Genomic DNA, 16580 nt, shown 5'->3' with positions numbered 1-16580 from the left:
AATGTCGATTGATCGTGCCGTGCTGCGGTTCGCAGGGGTGATGGTGCTGCTCAGCGTCGTGCTGACGGTCTATGTCTCGCCGCTCTTCGTCTGGTTCACCGTCTTCATCGGGCTGAACCTGTTGCAATCGTCCTTCACCGGCTTCTGCCCGGCGGCGATGGTGTTCCGGGCGCTGGGTGTTAAGAAGGGCTGCGCGTTCGAGTGAGGGCGGAGATGGCGGAGATTCTGGAAGGATTCGGCGGCACGCCGGAACAGGCCTCGAAGGCGGTGGCGCTTCTGAAGTCGCTGTCGCACGAGGGGCGGTTGCAGATCCTCTGCTGTCTCGTTGATGGCGAGCTGAGCGTCAGCCAGCTGGCCGAGGCGCTGGGGTCCAGCCCGGTCAGCGTCTCGCAACAGCTGATGCGGCTGCGGGCCGAGGGGATCGTGCAGACCCGGCGCGAGGGCAAGAGCGTCATCTACAGCCTGGCGCGCGAGGAGGTGGCCGCCGTCGTCACCACCCTGCGCGACACGTTCTGCAAGCGGCACTAGGCGGCCACCGGGTTCGATCTGAGGCCCGACCCGGACATCGCGCCGGGAGAGGGCCTCAGGCCTTCTTGGCGTCCTTCCGGTCGCCGCCGCCCGCGGGAACCTTCAGGGGATCTGGCGGAGAGGATGGGACTGGCGTCAAACCTTCTCCACTGCCTTGCTTTTGGTCAGGGCGGCACCAGGATACCAGAATCGTGGTCGCGTGTCCTCAAGCCGATCGCCGCAAAGATCGAGCGAGGAGCGGCAGATCGTGATGACATCCAGGGGCTCAGACATCGGAGAGGCTCACGGGCTGGCCCGCTTTCGCTGAACGGGTCGCGGCTTCAGCCATGGCAAGTGCCGCCACGCCATCGCCCAAAGTCACGGGTACAGGAGTTCCTTCAGTCACCGCCGCCACAAAGGCCGCCCATTCGGCAGCATAGGCCGCCATGTAGCGTTCCAGGAAGAAATAGGTCGGCTTAGCCCCTGTAACGCCCGCCGCGGTAGACTTGACCACGGTGTTTTCCAGCATGTTTTGCGCCTGCAAGAGCCCTTCGGACCCAAGAAGCTCGACCCGCTGATCATAGCCGTAGACCGCCCGGCGCGAGTTCTTGATCACGGCGATGCGGCCGTCGGCATAGGAGAGGGTCACGACAGCAGTATCCACATCGCCTGCCGCGCCGATGGCTGGATCGACAATGGATGTGCCGACGGCGCTGACAGAGACCGGCGCCGCGCCCATCAGGAAATTCGCCATGTCGAAGTCATGGATCATCATGTCGCGGAATAGGCCACCCGACACCTTGATGTAGGCGACCGGCGGCGGAGCGGGGTCAAAGGAAGTGATCGACAGAAGCTCCGGCCTGCCGATCTCGCCCTTGTCCAGCGCAGCTTTCAGGGCCGCGAAGTTCGGGTCGAAGCGACGGTTGAATCCGATCATGACCGGCTTGCCGTTCTTGGCCGCAACCTTCTGGCAGGCTTGCGCGCGGGCCAGCGACAGGTCGACCGGCTTTTCGCACAGGACGGCCTTTCCGGCCCCGGTTGCCCGTTCGATCAGGTCGGAATGGGTGTCTGTCGAGGTGGCGATCAGGACCGCGTCGATGGCCGGATCGTTCAGGATCGCGTCCGTCGACCGTGCCTTTGCCCCATACTGGGCAGCAAGCTTCGCGGCAGCGTCCGCGTTGATGTCCGACACGGCGACGAGGGTCGAGCCGGGATTGGAGGTGATGGCGGTGGCATGGACGCCTGCAATGCGGCCTGCGCCGAGAAGTCCGACTTTGAGCATGGACAAGAAGCCTTTTCGTAAGGAGATCTAGAGAGCGATGGATCGCCCCTCGGTCGCGCTTTGCCGCGCGGCGTCGAGGATGGCGAGCGTGCGGGCGCCGGTTTCGGCGGTGACGGGCGGCGGGGTGCGTTCACGGACGGCCCTTGCGAAAGCCTCGTAGTAATCGTGGTAGCGACCCTGCTCCGACGGGATGGTTTCACGGCCCACCGAGGTGAACAGCGTGCCCCAGTTCGCCTCGGGCTCATACCCCCATGCGGATAGGTCGTGCACCGGGCGCTTGCCGGCGAAGATGTCCTGCGCCTGCACGTCAATGGTCGAGGACACGTAGGCGCCCTTGTCGCCATAGGCACGCAATTCGCGCGCATCGATGTGGTTCAGCTTGGAGGCTGACAGATGGCTGTGCGCACCGTTTTCATGGCGAAGCGTGATGGTGAAGCTGACATCGGTCAGCCCGCCCGGCATCTGGGCGTAGTCCATTTGCGCGTCGACCACTGCGACCGGGCCGAGGAGGTACACCATCTGGTCGACCACATGGCTGCCGAGATCGCGAAGAAGGCCGCCGGTGGGGCCCTGTTCCACGGTATGCGCGCCATCCTGGTCCATCCGGCTTTCGATGCGCCAGATCTTTCCCAGGCGCCCGTCGTCGATGATCTTCTTCAGCGTCTGCAGGTCGGAGTCGAAGCGGCGGTTCTGGTAGACGCCGAGGGTAATGCCCTTGGCCTTGGCGGCGCGGTCAAGCTCCATCGCGCCGTCGTAGTTCGGCGCGAAGGGCTTGTCGGCGATGACATGCATTCCGGCCGCGATTGCCTCCAGCACCAGCTCGCGCCGGGTTTGCGGAGGAGTGGTGATGGTGACGGCGTCGCAAACGCGGGCCTCGATCATCGCCGCAAGACTCGGGAAGATCGGGGTATCGGGCCAATCGGCGTGTGCTTTGGCCACCGTTTCCGGGGCACGCGCCACGATACCGGCCAGCGTGCAACCTTCGGCTGCCGCGATGAAGGGTGTGTGGAAATGCTGTCCGCCCGTGCCGTATCCGACGACCCCGATCCTCAGCATCGGATCAGCCTTTCACGGACTTCAGGAAGGCGTCGAATTCCTCGTCCTTGATCGGAACGGTGTGTTCGGGACCCGGATAGCCACCCTTGTCCACATCGGCCTTGAAGGCCTTGAAGGCGGCGATGCGCTCGTCCTGGATCGCTTTCAGCTTGGGGCCAAGTTCGGCATAGACCTTGCCATGGCGCGGCTTGTGGTTGACGCCATAGCCGCAGACATCCTCGGTAAAGAGATACTGTGCGTCGGCATATTTGCCCGCGCCCATCCCCAGCATCAGCACGGAGGAGTTCTCGGACAGGTACTTGGCCACCCGGTCGGGCACCACCTCAAGCTCGGCGCCGAAGACGCCGATCTTTTCCAGCATCTGCGTGTGCTTCCAAAGCGCCTCGGCCTCGGAGGCCGATTTGCCGACCGCACGCCAGCCGGTCCAGCTGATGTAACTTGGGATCAGACCGATGTGGCCGACGACCGGAATGTGGTTGTCGGCCAGCGTCTTCTGGATGTCGTAGGAGGCCGAGCAATAGTAGGCGTCGCCACCAAGAGCGGCATAGTGAAAGGCCGCGCGCAGGTAGTCTTCCGCAGTTGCGAGCGGTCGGCCCTGGAACGAGCCCCAGCCGCCATAGGGCAGGCCCACCTGGACGAAACAGTCGCCCGCCGCCTCACGCATCTGGGCGTCGAAGACCTTGCCTTCGATCGACAGCATGTGGATGCCTGCCGCCGCAGCCGCCGCAGCCTCGTCATGGGTCGAGACATAGAGCATCGAGATCTTCTCGCCGCGCTTCTTCATCGCGCGCAGGTCCTGAACGTGCGGCCGGTTGTGATACATGCCCATTTCGGTCTTCCCTTAAAGTGTGAAGGCAGCGCGGAAGGCGTCCAGCGCGGCCACTTCGTCGCCTTTGGCGAAGGCTTCCATTCCGACAGGTCCGGCGTAGCCCATCGCGTCCAGCGCCCGGGCGATCATCGGCCAGTTCATCTCGCCCGTGCCGGGTTCGCAGCGGCCCGGGTTGTCGGCGACCTGAACCTCGCCGATCCACGGCAGACAGGCCTCTGCCCAACGGATCACGTCGCCCTCGCCAATTTGGGTGTGGTAGAGGTCGAGGTTGATGCGAAGTTGCGGCCGGTTCACCGCAGAAACCAGCGAGAGCACCGACGCGGTCGAGTTGAAAGGGCAGCCCGGATGTTCGCGCAAGTTCAGGTTCTCCAGCGTGAACGTTACCCCTTCCTGCTCGGCCAGATCGCATATCCGATGCAGCGTATCGCGGGCACGCAGCTCCATTCCCGGAGAGAACGTGGTCAGATGCGGAATTGGCAGGCCGAAATCGCCGAGAGCCGTGCCGTGCAGGTTCAGCCGGTGGACGCCAAGGCGCTTGCCGACCTGCGCGGTCTCACGGGCCGACTTCACCAGCGCGTCCGCGCCTTCCGCATCGGTCAGGCGGCCCTGAAGATAGCCGTTCATGATGGTAAAGGTGGCCCCTGTCCGTTCCAGCGCTGCGATGTCCCAGTCCGGCCAGTTCCAGAGGCCGACGCCGAAACCCATCTCCTTCAGGCGGCTGGCCCGCCACGAGATCGGCCGGTCCCGCCACAGCATTTCGGCGCAGGCCGCAAGTTGGAAGGCCATGTCAGATCTCGATCAGGACGCGCCCGCCCTCGACCTTGGTCGGGTAGGTGCGCAGGTTGTTGCAGGCGGGCGGGGTTTCGACCTCGCCATTGGTGACGTTGAAGATCGAGGAATGCTTTGGGCATTCGATGGTGCATTCGACGACCATTCCATCGCAGAGGTGGATATCCTCATGCGTGCAAAGTCCGTCGGCGCACCAGTAGCCGTCCTCGTGATCGCGGACGATGATGAAGGTGCGGGATCCGTGATCGAAGCGGATCACGTCTTCGCTGGGAATGTCGTCGGTGGAACAGGCGTCGATCCAGGCCATGACTCGTCTCTCAGATTGCTTGTGGTTTGTAGTCGGCGGGGGCCTTCGGCATCACGCCCTGCAGAAGCGCCACGGATTTCTCCAGCCCTTCCAGCGAGTTGAGAAGCACGTCTTCATGCTCGATCGACAGCCAGCCGTCGTAGCCGCCCATCTTCAAGCGGTAGCAGAATTGCCGCCACCATTCTTCGCCATGGCCGAAGCCCAGGGTGATGTAGGACCAGGACCGGGCCGGGATGTCCATCAGGCTGCCGTTTTCCAGAAGCGAGGTGGTGGCCTGGACGGGGGCGTTCAGGAAGGTGTCCTTGGCATGGACGTGATAGACGGCCGAGCCAAGACGTTCAGCGGCGACGAGCGGGTCGGCGCCCATCCACATCAGGTGGCTGGGGTCTAGGTTGGCGCCGATGACCGGGCCGACCGCTTCGCGCAGCTTGAAGAGGCTGGGGACGTTATAGACGACCTGGTTGCCGTGCAGTTCCAGCGCGATCTTCTCCACGCCATGCTCGTGGCAGAGGCTGGCGATTTCGGTCCAGAACGGGATCAGCTTTTCCTGCCACTGGTAGTGCAGGATTTCCTGCGTTTCGGGCGGCCAGGACGAAACGACCCAGTTCGGCATCAGGTCGCCGTCGCGCCCGGCGGGCAGGCCGGACATGGTGACGATGGTCTTGATGCCCAGATCGCCGGCGACGCGGATGGTGTCCTTCAGTCCCTGTCCCTGCTTCGGGTCGGTCGGGTGCAGCGGGTTGCCGTTGGCGTTCAGTGCGATCACCTCCAGCCCTCGGTCGGCGAAGGCCTTCAGGAACGCCTTTCGGGCGCCCGCGTCGCGGGTCATCGCCGCAAGGTCGAAATGCGGGGCGGTGGACCAGCCGCAGGTGTTCACCTCGACGCCGGACACGCCCATGCGGGCGGCGTGGTCAAGCATGGTGTCGAAGGGCATTCCGCCAAGGCTGTCGGATACGAACCCCAGTTTCATTTGTAGAACTCCGGTTTGTCGATCATCTCGACCGCGAGTTTGGTTCCGGCGACCAGGGCCTTGGCGCCGGTTTCAGCAACCTTGGCAGCGGCATAGCCATCCCAGGCGCTGGAGCCGATCGCGGTGAATTCGCCAGTGTTGACAAAGTGCATGAACGCCCGGTTCTGGCGGACATAGGCCTCGTGATAGCGACCACGCCAATCGGCGTCATAGACCGTGGCAGAGGACAGCTTCATGTCAGTGCGGGTGTAGGCCACGTTGGTCATGGCAATCGACCCGGCCTCGCCCACCAGCTCGGCGCGGACGTCATAGCCGTAGGCGGCGTTGTTGTTGATCTCGATGGTGACGAGTTGGTTGTCGGTGGTTTCAAGCACCATGACCACCGGAGCGACGCGGGCATCCGACCGCCTGGGTTGATAGGCCGAGATCGAAGCATATTCGCAGCCGAGGACATGGCGGACCACGTCGAATTCATGCGGGGCCGAATTGGTGATCGCCATGGCGCCAGTGAAGTCGGACGCCGGGGTTTCCACATTGCGGTGGAAGTTGTGCATCATCAGCGCGCGGCCCAGCTTGCCGCCGGTCAGCGCGGCCTTCATCTCGACATAGGACTGATCGAAACGGCGCATGAAGCCGACCTGCACAAAGCGGCGGCCAGCGGCCATTTCGGCATCCATCACGGCGATGCATTCGGCGGGCTTCTGCGACAAGGGCTTTTCGCAAAGCACCGGCTTGCCCGCGCGGATGCAGGCGAGGCTGAGCGGTGCATGGGTGAAGTCCGGGCTCGCGATGATGACGGCATCGACATCGGCACGCGCGATGACCGCTTCGGGGTCATTGCCTACATCCGCTGCGCCAAGCGCATCGGCAACATCTCGTGCACGGGCCTGATCCATGTCGCAGACCACCTGCAGGGTTGCGCCCGGCAGATCCTCGGCCACGATACGGGCGTGGTCGGCCCCCATCAGGCCTGCGCCGATTACAGCAATTCTCTGTGTCATTTGTCCCGCCTCGGGTTCGGTATCGGTTGGTTTGCTGTCCGGGCCAGAGGGCAATCTGGCCCGGACAAGGGAAGGCCACAGGGGAGAAGGCGGCCTTCCAGGGAGGCTCAGTGCGCGGGCGGCGGCGGGTGTCCGCCATGGGTGCTCATGTAGCCGTCGATGGATTTCTCCAGGTCGGCCATGGTTTCGCCACCGGCCATCAGGTCGGTGATCTGCTCGCGGGATTTTTCGCCCTTCTTGAAATCGGCAGCGACCGCGCCGCGGATCAGCACGGCGAAGTGGTCGCCCACAGCCATGGCGTGCATGACCTGGTGGGTGATGAAGATCACCGCCAGACCCCGCCGCTTTGCCTCGTTCACGATGCGCAGGACGTGCGCCGCCTGTTTCACGCCGAGCGCCGCAGTCGGTTCGTCGAGGATCAGCACGCGGGCGCCGAAGTGGACGGCGCGGGCGATGGCGAGCGACTGGCGCTCGCCGCCCGAGAGGCCGCCGACCAGACGGTCGCCATCGTCGATCCGGGTGATGCCGAAGTCCTGCACGGCCTTCACGGCGATGGCGTTGGCCTTCTTCCGGTCATAGACCTTGAACGGCCCCCAGCCTTTCGTCGGCTCCACGCCAACAAAGAACGACCGACCGATGGACATCAGCGGGAAGGTGCCGCCGAACTGGTGAACGGTCGCGATCCCCTTGTCGGCCGCGGCGCGCGGGTTGGGAAAGCTGACCTGACCGCCATCCATCTCGATGGCGCCGGTCGTGGGCTGGTGGACGCCGGACAGGATGCGGATCAGTGTCGACTTGCCTGCACCGTTGTCGCCGAGGAGGCACAACACCTCGCCAGCGCGGACTTCCAGGTTGATGTCGTGCAGCACGTCGATCGGGCCGAAGCTCTTGTTGACGTTGCGAAGGGCAAGAATGGGGGCATTGGCTGACATGTCGGGCCTCATTTCTTGGAGGACGACCAGTTGGTCGCCATTTTACGGAAGGTTTCGTTCATCAGGACTGCGATCAGCAGAAGCGCGCCGATGAACAGAAGGTTCAGGTCCTTGTCGAAGGTGGTGAAGTTGATCCCCTGGAAGACGATGCCGAAGGTCAGGGTCCCGAAGACGATGCCCGTCACCGTTCCAAATCCTCCGGTCAGAAGGACGCCACCCACCACGACGCAGATGATCGAGTTGAAGATCATGCCGAACTGGGTCGTCGTGCTGGCGGTGTTGGCCAGGACGGCCTCGGTCATCCCGACCAGCGCCGACGCCATTGCCGACAGCATGAAGAGTGCGATCTTCAGCCGGTTCGTCGGGATCCCTGCGTTGCGGGCGCTTTGCTGGTCGCCGCCCATCGCCGCGATCCAGTTGCCCCAGGGCGACAGGTGCAGGACGAAGAAGCAGATGATTGCAAAGACGATCCAGATGAAGAACGAGCTTTGCAGGCTTTGGAAGATGATGAAGGGCGCATCGTCCGCACCGAACTGCAGCGTATGGTAGTCGCCCAGCAGGAACTCGGACACGGGGCCCGCGTCCTGAACGCTGTGCTGCGTGGTTCCGGCCAGTTTCTTCGAGACGAAGATGTTCAGACCCGCCACGACGAAGAGGGTGGCGAGAGTCACGATCAGCGAGGGCACCCTGGTCCGCGTGACCAGCATGCCGTTGACGTAACCAATGGCCCCCGCAATCCCGAGGCTGAGAAGTAGCGAAAGCCAGATGTTCAGCCCGTAAAGCTCGCTTGCCATGGCCAGCACGATGCCGCCCGCCGGGATCAGCGCGCCGACCGAGATGTCCATCTCACCGGCAATCATCAGGAAGCCTACCGGAATGGCGATGATGCCGACCTTGGAGGCGAAGTTGAGCCAGGTCGATGTCCCGAGCGCCGTCAGAAAGTTGTTCTGGACGCCGAAATATCCGAAGAAGATCAGGATGATAAGGAAACCCGCGGCTGCGCCCGCTTCCGGGCGGCGAAAGATGTTCTGCAGAGAGAAGCCTCCGCCTGCCGATGCACCAGGTACTGTTGTCTTGCTATCTGTCATCGGTCCATCTCCCCCGAGATTTCTTTGGGGTGCTTGGCTATTTGGGCCTGCACCAGAAGATCGCCCCGGCCGGATGAGCCCGGCCGGGAGCGGTGGCAAGGGTTAGCGGGCGCCGAGCGCGGCACCGGCCATGACAGCCTCGACGTTCGAGGCGTCGATGATCGCCGGGCCGGTCAGGACCGGGTTGGTCGAGATGTTGGTGCCGTACTTCAGGTGGGCAAACAGCATTGATGTCGCCAGGAAGCCCTGCAGGTAGGGCTGCTGGTCGATGGCCATGGTCTGCGTGCCAGCCTTGATGCGGTCAAGCGAAGCCGGGCTGAAGTCGAAGGCCGAAACCATGATCTTGGCGCCCGTCTGCTCGACAGCGTTCGCACCTGCCGCCGCACCGAAGTCGGCGCAGGAGACCATCGCGTCGATGGTGTTGTCGCCGAGGAAGGCGGCCTTGAAGGCCTCGGCAGTACCGGTCACGTCGCCGTCAAGGTTCGGTGGGGTTTCCAGAACGGTCACTTTCGCGCCCGCCTCGGTCGCGCCGTCGGTCACGCCGCGGCAACGCTCGGTCAGGTTGATCGCGCCAGGAACCTGGATGTGGCAGAGGATGTGCTTGGCGCCCTTCTCGGCCAGATACTTGCCGCCGCCGAATCCGGCAGCGTACTCATCCGATCCGAAGTAGTTGATCGCGCCGACATCGCCCATGACCGGCAGGCCAGAGTTGTACTGCATGATCACGATACCGGCTTCGCGGGCCGCCTGCAGCGCCGGAATCTGCGCATCCGGAACCCAGACCGGGATCGCGATGCCGTCAACGCCCTGCGCGACCGCCTGGTTGATAAGGGTCACCAGGTCCGGGCCGAAGTTCTCGTAGTTCTGCGTGCGCAGGTACTGGACGGTTCCGCCATTGGCGGTGACCATGGCGGTTGCGTCATCGACGCCCTTCTTGATCTTGTCCATGAACGCGTCTTCGACCGAGCCCGCGATCACGGCGATATCCTGCGCCATGGCCCCGGTGGACAGCAGAGCGACGGCAGCTGCCGCGGCGAATGCCTTTGCCTTGAAGTTCATCGTGTCTTCCTCCCCCTTGCGCTACCATCGGCGCATGCTCTGGTCTTTCGACCGGTTAACGCCCTTTTGGGCGATCTCTCAGCTGCTGGCGGCCTTCTTCTTCGGCCCGGCCCGCAGCGCGAATTTCCGGAAGCTTTCGTTCATCGCGACGGCGAGAAGCAGCGTCACGCCGATGATCAGGTTCGACCAGTTGCGGTCGATATCGGTGAAGTAGATGCCTTGGCTGACAATCGCGAAGGTGATCGTGCCGATGAAGATCCCGATCACCGACCCGAAGCCGCCGGTCAGCAGCACACCGCCGACAACGATGCTGACGATGGTGTTGAAGATGTAGCCCATACCGCCCGACACCTGGGCGGAGTTAAACTGGATCGCGCCGCACATCCCGACGAAGGCCGCGCTGATTGCCGACAGCATGAACAGGATGATGGTCAGCCGCGCGGTCGGCACACCTGCGTTCCGCGCCGAAACCAGATCGCCGCCCATCGCGTAGACCCAGTTGCCAAAGCGCGTCTTGTGAATGGCAAAGGCGAAGATCAGGGCAATGACGATCCACCAGAAGATGATGACCTGGTGGCTGGGGCCGATCAGGCTGCCGAAGGCGGCTTTTGCCCAGGCAGGAGCCTCAAGCTTGACGCTGGCCGCCCCTGTCAGAAGATTGGCGCCCGCAAGCACGACGCCCTGCATGACGACCAGCGTCCCCAGCGTCACGATCAGCGAGGGCACGGTCGTGCGCACCGTCAAGAGGCCGTTCACCAGGCCGACCACAGCGCCAAGCGCGAGCGTCCCGATGATCCCGACTTCGATCGGCAGGCCGTAGTAGCCGGACAGGATGGCGATGGTCATCGACCCGGCGGGGATCATCGCCCCGATGGAAATGTCGATCTGGCCCCCGATCATCAGGATGCCGACCGGGATTGCCACGATGCCAAGGTTGGCGGCGAAGTTCACCCAGCTGGCTGCTCCGAAGAGCGTGCGAAGGTCCACGCCGCCGATGATGACGTAGAAGGCGACGATCCCGACAAGGCTGATGATCGAGGCAGCCTCGGGGCGGCGCAGGAAGGGGGCGAATGTGCTCAACATGCGCGGCTCAGCCTTTCTTCGTCGAGTACTTGAGGGCGAGCGCGCGGAAGCCGTCGTTCGACAGGACCGCCGCAAGCAGAAGCGCGCCGATGATGATCGAGCCGATGTTCGGATCGAGGCCCGAGAAGAAGATGCCCTGGTTCACGATTGCGAAGGTCGCGGTGCCGATGACGATGCCGATGACCGAGCCGGATCCGCCGGTCAGGATGACCCCGCCGATCACGACGCACATGATCGAGTTGAAGATGAAGGACTGGCCGGTGGCGACCTGCGCGTTCTGATAGGTCATCAGCTGCAGGATGCCGACGAAGGCTGCGGCAAAGCCCGACAGCATGTAAAGCCAGATGGTCAGACCCCTGGTCGGGATGCCCGCGTTGCGGGCGCTGTCACGGTCGCCGCCAAGGGCGAAGATCCAGTTCCCGAGCGGCGAGAAATGCAAGAGGAAGTAGATGACGATCGCGAAGGCGATCCACCAGAAGATCGAGACGTTGAACATCCCGCCCAGGAACGTGCCCAGGACAAGCTTGGTCAGCGGGGTGGGCACCAGGAACACGCTGGTCGATCCGGCGATCAGCACGGCGAAACCCAGCGTCAGGCCCATGACGCCGAACATCGTGCCGATGGTGATGATGAGCGACGGAATCGTGGTCCGGGTGACCAGAAGACCGTTGATGTAGCCGACCAGAAGCCCGACGCCCAGGCCGCAGCCAATTCCCAGCAAGATCGGCAGGCCAAAATGGCCCGAGATGATGGCGGCCGTCATCTGCGAGGCCGGGATGACCGACCCGACCGAGATGTCAAGCTCGCCCGCGATCATCAGAAGGCCGACAGGCAAGGCAACGATGCCGACCTCTGCCGCGATATTCAGCCAGCTGGACCAGCCCGGTGCGCCGACGAAGACGGCACCGCCCATGATGGCGAAGAATGTGTAGACAAGAACGAGCCCGACGAGCGAACCAGCCTCGGGCCGTCTGGCAAGACTGCCAAACGACATCCCGGACGAGCGACCCTCCCTGTTCTGTGTCATCTGCGTGGTTCCTGTTGCTAGGGGGCTTTGGCGAGCAATGTGCAGCTGCCAGCAAAGGTCTGCCCGCCGACGGTCTGGCCGGCGGGCATTTTGGGTTCGCCTTAGCGGGCGCCGAGTTTCACGCCTTCGATCACCAGCTCGACGTTCGAGGCATCGATGACGCCCGGTCCGGTCAGGATTTCCCGGGTCGGGATGGTCACGCCGTAGTTGACGAAGTTGTTCAGGATCGACACGGCGAAGAAGCCCTGCTGATAGCCCTGCTGGTCGATGGCGCAGGCCTGGCTGCCAGCCTGGATGTTCGCGAGGATCGAGTCGTTGAAGTTCATCCCGCAGACATGGACCGCGCCGGTCTTGCCCGCCTGCTGGATGCCGCTGATCGTCGCGTTCGTATCCTGGTCGCCGATGGCGAACATCGCGTCGATCGTCGGGTTTTCCAGCAGGTGCGCGCGGACGGCCTGGGCAACGGCCGTCGCATCGCCGAAGGCAGTTGCGGGCAATTGCAGGACCGAACCGGTGCCGCCAGCCGCAGCCAGGCCGTCATTGAAGCCGTTGCAGAAGGCTTCAATGTTGGCCGCGCCCGGCAGAGTGTTCACGCAAGCGCCGTTCTTGTGACCCGCCTTGCCGAGGTACTCGCCGCCGGCATAGCCCGATTTGTAGTCGACCGCGCCGACATAGTTCATCGCGCCCAGACGGTCCGCCGCCTCAAGACCACCGGCGTTGTAGATGACCAGCGGAATGCCCGCGGCGACGACAGCTTCGAAGGCCGGGTCCATCGCTTCCGGAACCCAGTCGGGGCCGACGATGGCGTCCGCGCCCTGGTCGATCGCCTGACGGATCAGTTCGGCAGCGTCGGGACCGAGGTTGTCGTAGTTCTGCGGACCAAGCCAGGTGACCGAGCCCCCTTGGGCTTCTGCGACTTTGCCAGCATGTTCGGCGCCAAGCTTGACGCGCGACCAGAACGGGTCGTCGGGCTTGCCGCCGATGACGAAGATCTTTGCACCTTCGGCGCTGGCCATCCCGGCCACCAGGGTCAGCATCGCCGTCGCGGCGAGAATCTTTCCAAGCTTCATTTTGGGTCTCCTCCCAGATGATGACCGCTTCCCGCGGCCGTTCGATCGGCTTGCCCGGGACCTATTCGGCCGGGGTCGCCCCGTTGCCGGCCTTGCGGGCCAGACGTTCCTTCTTCTTGCGGAAACGTTCCTTCATCTGCTCGTCGGCCTCTTTCGTGCCGTCGTGCCAGGTGCCAAACCACTTATCGAGCGGGATGAGCCCGTCGCCGCCGTAGTTCACCTCGAAGTACTTGTGGTGCAGGTAATGGGTGTAGGCGTGGCTATCCATCGCCTGGCCTTCGGTCAGTTCCAGCTTGTCGAAGCCGATGTGGCCGACGATCGCGCCATAGGCGGTGCTGGTCAGCTGGAACATCGCGACGAAGGGCGCCGAGGGCAGCAGCAGGTGCCACATCATCTCGGAGATGAAGAACGCCCCTTCGACCGGATGCATGCTGAGCGAGGACCAGGGGCTCGGGTTGATCGAGTTGTGGTGGATCGAATGGATCCACTTGTAGAGCGGCGGTTGATGGATCAGCCAATGGCCGCAGTAGAAATGCACTTCATGGATCGCGGGCGCCAAGAGGATCAGGACCGCGAGCCAGAGCCAGTGCTCGGACGGATCAATCGCGTTCGAGAAGCCGTTGGCGAAGCACCAGAGCGTGAACACCTCGATCAGCGTCCAGATCGGCAGCGTAATGAGGAAGCTGCGCAGGAAGTTGTCGATGTTCTGGCTCTTGAACCAGAAGATGTCCGACGGGTTCTCGGACGGGAACTTGTGGTTGTACTTGAACCGCGTCCCCTGCTTGCGCTTGACGTAGTAGATCAGCTCGACCGAACCGAAGAACAGGAAGACGCCTGCGCTGTTCACAACATGGATCCACAGGATCCAGCCCCAGGAGAAAGTCCTCATGACGTCCCAGTCTGGCAGCACGAAGTACCAGTAGGCGACAGTCACCGCCATGAAGATCGTGTTGTGCGGCCAGAGGTAGGCGATGATCCACCGCCCCATCTTGTTCCACTTGCCCAGCCAGAAGGGTGCAATTTCCAGCGGCTCATTCGGCGCCCAGTTGCCGCGCTTGTCGCGGGTTCCAAATTGCATGTCGTCCATTGAACCGGCCTCCCCTCGGCGCCGGGGGTGCGACATTTTGCACCACCGTTGTTGAACGGCTTCTTGACGATTTGATCCGGATCAAATCAATCTATTTTGGGGATCTGGGAGAATTTCATATCATTTAGTATCTATCTGGTTTGCCGAAGATACGAAATGACAGGAGGATTGGGCGTGAAGCGACCTACGATTCCAGACTTGGCCGCCGCCGCCGGCGTCTCCGTCGCAACCGTCAACCGGGTGATCTCGGAAGCGGATTCGGTGCGTCAGGCGACGCGGGAAAGGGTGCTTCAGGCCGCAGAGGAAATCGGCTTCTATGGCATCCGGACCATTGAAAATTCAGTGAAATCCAGCCGAGGATCCTATCGGATCGGGGTGCTCCTGCACCAGGGAAACCGTACCTTCTACCGCAATCTCGGCGATGCCCTTCGGCGTGCCGCCGAACAGTCGCCCGACGGAAAGGTCGACCTCAAGCTGGAGTTTCTCGATGACCTTTCGCCCGAGACGATTGCAACGCGGCTGATTGCTCTGGGCACCAACTGCGATTCGGTTGCGCTGGTCGCGGCCGAACACCCGATGATATCGGACGCCATCGATTCGGTTCTGGCCTCTGGCACCCCTGTCACCGGGCTGATCGCGCCCCTCTCGGCGCGCGGCAACGTTTGCTTCGTCGGGCTGGACAACTGGAAAGTCGGACGCACTGCCGCCTGGGCGTTCGACCGAATGGTCCGTGAGCCGGGCAAGATCGGCATTCTTGTGGGCAACCACCGCTACCGCAACCAGGAACTGAACGAAAGCGGCTTTCGGTCCTACATGCGTGAGCATAACAGCGCGTTCACGCTGCTGGAGCCCAGGGCCACCTATGAATCGTCCAACGTCGCTCGTGAGATCACGGAAGAAATGCTGGCCGAACACCCGGACCTCTGCGGCCTGTTCATTTCGGGTGGCGGCATCACAGGGGCGCTCGCCGCCTTGCGAGCCCACCAGCGCCGCAATGACTTCGTCGCCGTCGGGTACGAACTGTTCGACGCCACCCGCGCAGCCTTGATCGACGGCACACTGAACTTCGTCATCTCGCACCCCATGGAAACCTTCGCCCGCGAGGCGGTAGCGACCATGGTCCGGGCCAAGAAGGCAGGAACGGAGGTTGGTGCCCTGAACGTCACCCTGGGGTTCGAGATCTACACCCCCGAAAATGTGTGAGAGCAGAAATGGACGAGCATCGCTTTGGAACCAGGGACAAACGCGGCCAATGGGCACCACACGAACCCCTTCAGGTAGGCCCGCTGCTGGATTGGCCGTGGAACGCCGCACGGGTGCTGAAATGGCTGCCGGGGTATTTCCTGCCGTGGAACGCGGTCTTCTTCGCCCTTGCCGTCGCACTCTGGGCCTGGGCCACACCTTCGCGGGAGACGATGCAAAACCTGGCGCCTGGCTGGATCGCCTTCCTGTTCATCCGCAATTCGGCGGTCGTGCTCTTGATGTTCGGCGCGCTCGAACTGCGGCTCTATGTCCATCGTCGGCAGGACTTGCGGTTCAAGTACAACGGCAGTTTCCCGGCTGACCGCAAATCCGATGTCTTCTGGTTCAAGAGCCAGAACCTGGACAATACCCTTCGCACCTTCATGTCGGGCCTGCCGATCTGGACCGCGTATGAAGTGCTGATTCTCTGGGCTTGGGCGAACGGGATCGGGCCTTGGGCAGCGTTTGGCGACCATCCCGTCTGGCTGACAGTCTTCGCACTCGCGCTCCCCCTCGTTCACGAGGTGCATTTCTTCGCGATCCACCGCTTGATCCACCTCCCCGCGCTGTACCGCATGGTCCATTCCGTCCACCACAATTCGGTCAACCCCTCGCCCTGGTCCTCTCTTTCGATGCATCCGGTCGAGCATCTGCTTTACTGGTCAGATACGCTGATCCACCTTTTGCTTCCGTCACATCCACTTCTGGTTCTCTACCACCTGCAGATCGGGGGGACCGGGGCCGTGATCGGCCATGTCGGCTTCGACAAGATCGAGACCGGGAAAGAGACTGCCATCGACACCCACGCCTATGCGCATTACCTCCACCACAAGTACTTCGAGGTGAATTATGCCGACGGAGCGTTGCCCTTGGACAAGTGGTTTGGCACCTGGCACGACGGGACATCCGAAGCGCACGCAAGGATGACCGAGCGCTTCAAGCGCAAGAAAGCCAGCTCTGCAATGTCAAGAAGTTCATCGAGGAGGGAGGATCCTGGACCATGAGACACCTGCCGGAGAGGGGCCGCGGTGTCCGAGTCCAGTATTCATTCTAGTGCCCAAGCAAGGGAGAATCCCTGATTTTCTGGCATTCTAGAGGGTCAAGGGAAGCTGGCGGAGGGAGTGGGCCTGATATCCAACCTTCTCCAAATTAACATATTGATTATATTCACAAAATTAAGACGCGCTTGAACTCACACTATGACGGCTGGGACGATTGTCCCGCTTCTCGACCTCACAGTCGGAAGCGCAG

At 62.8% G+C, this 16580-nt stretch carries 18 protein-coding genes; 4 read left to right on the top strand and 14 right to left on the bottom strand.

The features are described 5' to 3' along the window. The first annotated feature begins 1 nt into the window (after position 1). A complete protein-coding gene (locus tag JNJ68_RS05055; protein ID WP_294979792.1) occupies positions 2 to 205 on the top strand; it encodes a DUF2892 domain-containing protein in 204 nt (67 codons plus the stop codon). A gap of 8 nt (positions 206 to 213) precedes the next feature. Continuing rightward, on the top strand, positions 214 to 528 hold the full coding sequence (locus JNJ68_RS05050) for a metalloregulator ArsR/SmtB family transcription factor (RefSeq protein WP_294979790.1): 315 nt from the start codon (positions 214 to 216) through the stop codon (positions 526 to 528). Between the two features lie 265 nt (positions 529 to 793). Here the strand turns inward: JNJ68_RS05050 and iolG are convergent, their stop codons facing one another. The 14 genes from iolG to JNJ68_RS04980 all read right to left on the bottom strand — a co-directional run bounded on the left by iolG (position 794) and on the right by JNJ68_RS04980 (position 14087). Next, a complete protein-coding gene (iolG, locus tag JNJ68_RS05045) occupies positions 794 to 1789 on the bottom strand; it encodes an inositol 2-dehydrogenase (RefSeq protein WP_294979788.1) in 996 nt (331 codons plus the stop codon). A 27-nt stretch (positions 1790 to 1816) separates the two neighbouring features. Further along, positions 1817 to 2845 carry a Gfo/Idh/MocA family oxidoreductase gene (locus tag JNJ68_RS05040; protein ID WP_294979786.1) on the bottom strand — a complete coding sequence of 343 codons (1029 nt, stop codon included), beginning with the start codon at positions 2843 to 2845 and terminating at the stop codon, positions 1817 to 1819. A 4-nt stretch (positions 2846 to 2849) separates the two neighbouring features. Next, entirely contained in the window at positions 2850 to 3668 is an 819-nt protein-coding gene (locus JNJ68_RS05035) for a 3-methyl-2-oxobutanoate hydroxymethyltransferase (protein ID WP_294979784.1), read from the bottom strand. An 18-nt stretch (positions 3669 to 3686) separates the two neighbouring features. Next, complete coding sequence (locus JNJ68_RS05030) at positions 3687 to 4460, bottom strand: TIM barrel protein (RefSeq protein ID WP_294979782.1); 774 nt, start codon at positions 4458 to 4460, stop codon at positions 3687 to 3689. 1 nt (position 4461) lies between these two features. Then, positions 4462 to 4770: a MocE family 2Fe-2S type ferredoxin gene (locus tag JNJ68_RS05025; RefSeq protein ID WP_294979780.1), complete on the bottom strand. Its 309-nt coding sequence runs from the start codon at positions 4768 to 4770 to the stop codon at positions 4462 to 4464. Positions 4771 to 4780: 10 nt separating this feature from the next. After that, complete coding sequence (locus JNJ68_RS05020) at positions 4781 to 5740, bottom strand: sugar phosphate isomerase/epimerase (protein ID WP_294979778.1); 960 nt, start codon at positions 5738 to 5740, stop codon at positions 4781 to 4783. After that, the gene (locus JNJ68_RS05015) at positions 5737 to 6741 is read right to left on the bottom strand and encodes a Gfo/Idh/MocA family oxidoreductase (RefSeq protein WP_294979776.1); all 1005 of its coding nucleotides are present in this window, start codon (positions 6739 to 6741) and stop codon (positions 5737 to 5739) included. The genes JNJ68_RS05020 and JNJ68_RS05015 overlap by 4 nt, the downstream gene beginning before the upstream one ends. Before the next feature lie 107 nt (positions 6742 to 6848). Next, positions 6849 to 7673 carry an ATP-binding cassette domain-containing protein gene (locus JNJ68_RS05010; RefSeq protein WP_294979774.1) on the bottom strand — a complete coding sequence of 275 codons (825 nt, stop codon included), beginning with the start codon at positions 7671 to 7673 and terminating at the stop codon, positions 6849 to 6851. Between the two features lie 8 nt (positions 7674 to 7681). Further along, the gene (locus JNJ68_RS05005; protein WP_294979772.1) at positions 7682 to 8761 is read right to left on the bottom strand and encodes an ABC transporter permease; all 1080 of its coding nucleotides are present in this window, start codon (positions 8759 to 8761) and stop codon (positions 7682 to 7684) included. A gap of 102 nt (positions 8762 to 8863) precedes the next feature. Then, entirely contained in the window at positions 8864 to 9820 is a 957-nt protein-coding gene (locus JNJ68_RS05000) for a substrate-binding domain-containing protein (RefSeq protein WP_294979771.1), read from the bottom strand. Between the two features lie 78 nt (positions 9821 to 9898). Continuing rightward, positions 9899 to 10903 carry an ABC transporter permease gene (locus tag JNJ68_RS04995; protein WP_294979769.1) on the bottom strand — a complete coding sequence of 335 codons (1005 nt, stop codon included), beginning with the start codon at positions 10901 to 10903 and terminating at the stop codon, positions 9899 to 9901. Between the two features lie 7 nt (positions 10904 to 10910). Beyond that, positions 10911 to 11816: an ABC transporter permease gene (locus tag JNJ68_RS04990; RefSeq protein WP_294979767.1), complete on the bottom strand. Its 906-nt coding sequence runs from the start codon at positions 11814 to 11816 to the stop codon at positions 10911 to 10913. A gap of 215 nt (positions 11817 to 12031) precedes the next feature. Next, positions 12032 to 13000 carry a substrate-binding domain-containing protein gene (locus tag JNJ68_RS04985; protein ID WP_294979765.1) on the bottom strand — a complete coding sequence of 323 codons (969 nt, stop codon included), beginning with the start codon at positions 12998 to 13000 and terminating at the stop codon, positions 12032 to 12034. 61 nt (positions 13001 to 13061) lie between these two features. After that, a complete protein-coding gene (locus tag JNJ68_RS04980; protein ID WP_294979764.1) occupies positions 13062 to 14087 on the bottom strand; it encodes a sterol desaturase family protein in 1026 nt (341 codons plus the stop codon). A 198-nt stretch (positions 14088 to 14285) separates the two neighbouring features. Between JNJ68_RS04980 and JNJ68_RS04975 the strand changes: the two genes are divergently transcribed. Next, a complete protein-coding gene (locus JNJ68_RS04975) occupies positions 14286 to 15290 on the top strand; it encodes a LacI family DNA-binding transcriptional regulator (protein WP_294979762.1) in 1005 nt (334 codons plus the stop codon). 8 nt (positions 15291 to 15298) lie between these two features. Then, positions 15299 to 16333: a sterol desaturase family protein gene (locus JNJ68_RS04970; protein ID WP_294979760.1), complete on the top strand. Its 1035-nt coding sequence runs from the start codon at positions 15299 to 15301 to the stop codon at positions 16331 to 16333. Positions 16334 to 16580: the final 247 nt, after the last annotated feature.

The organism is Tabrizicola sp., from assembly GCF_016793705.1.
Lineage (GTDB): Bacteria > Pseudomonadota > Alphaproteobacteria > Rhodobacterales > Rhodobacteraceae > Tabrizicola.
The sequence above is the reverse complement of the archived record's forward strand: the minus strand, read 5'-3'. Positions and strand labels throughout refer to the sequence as shown.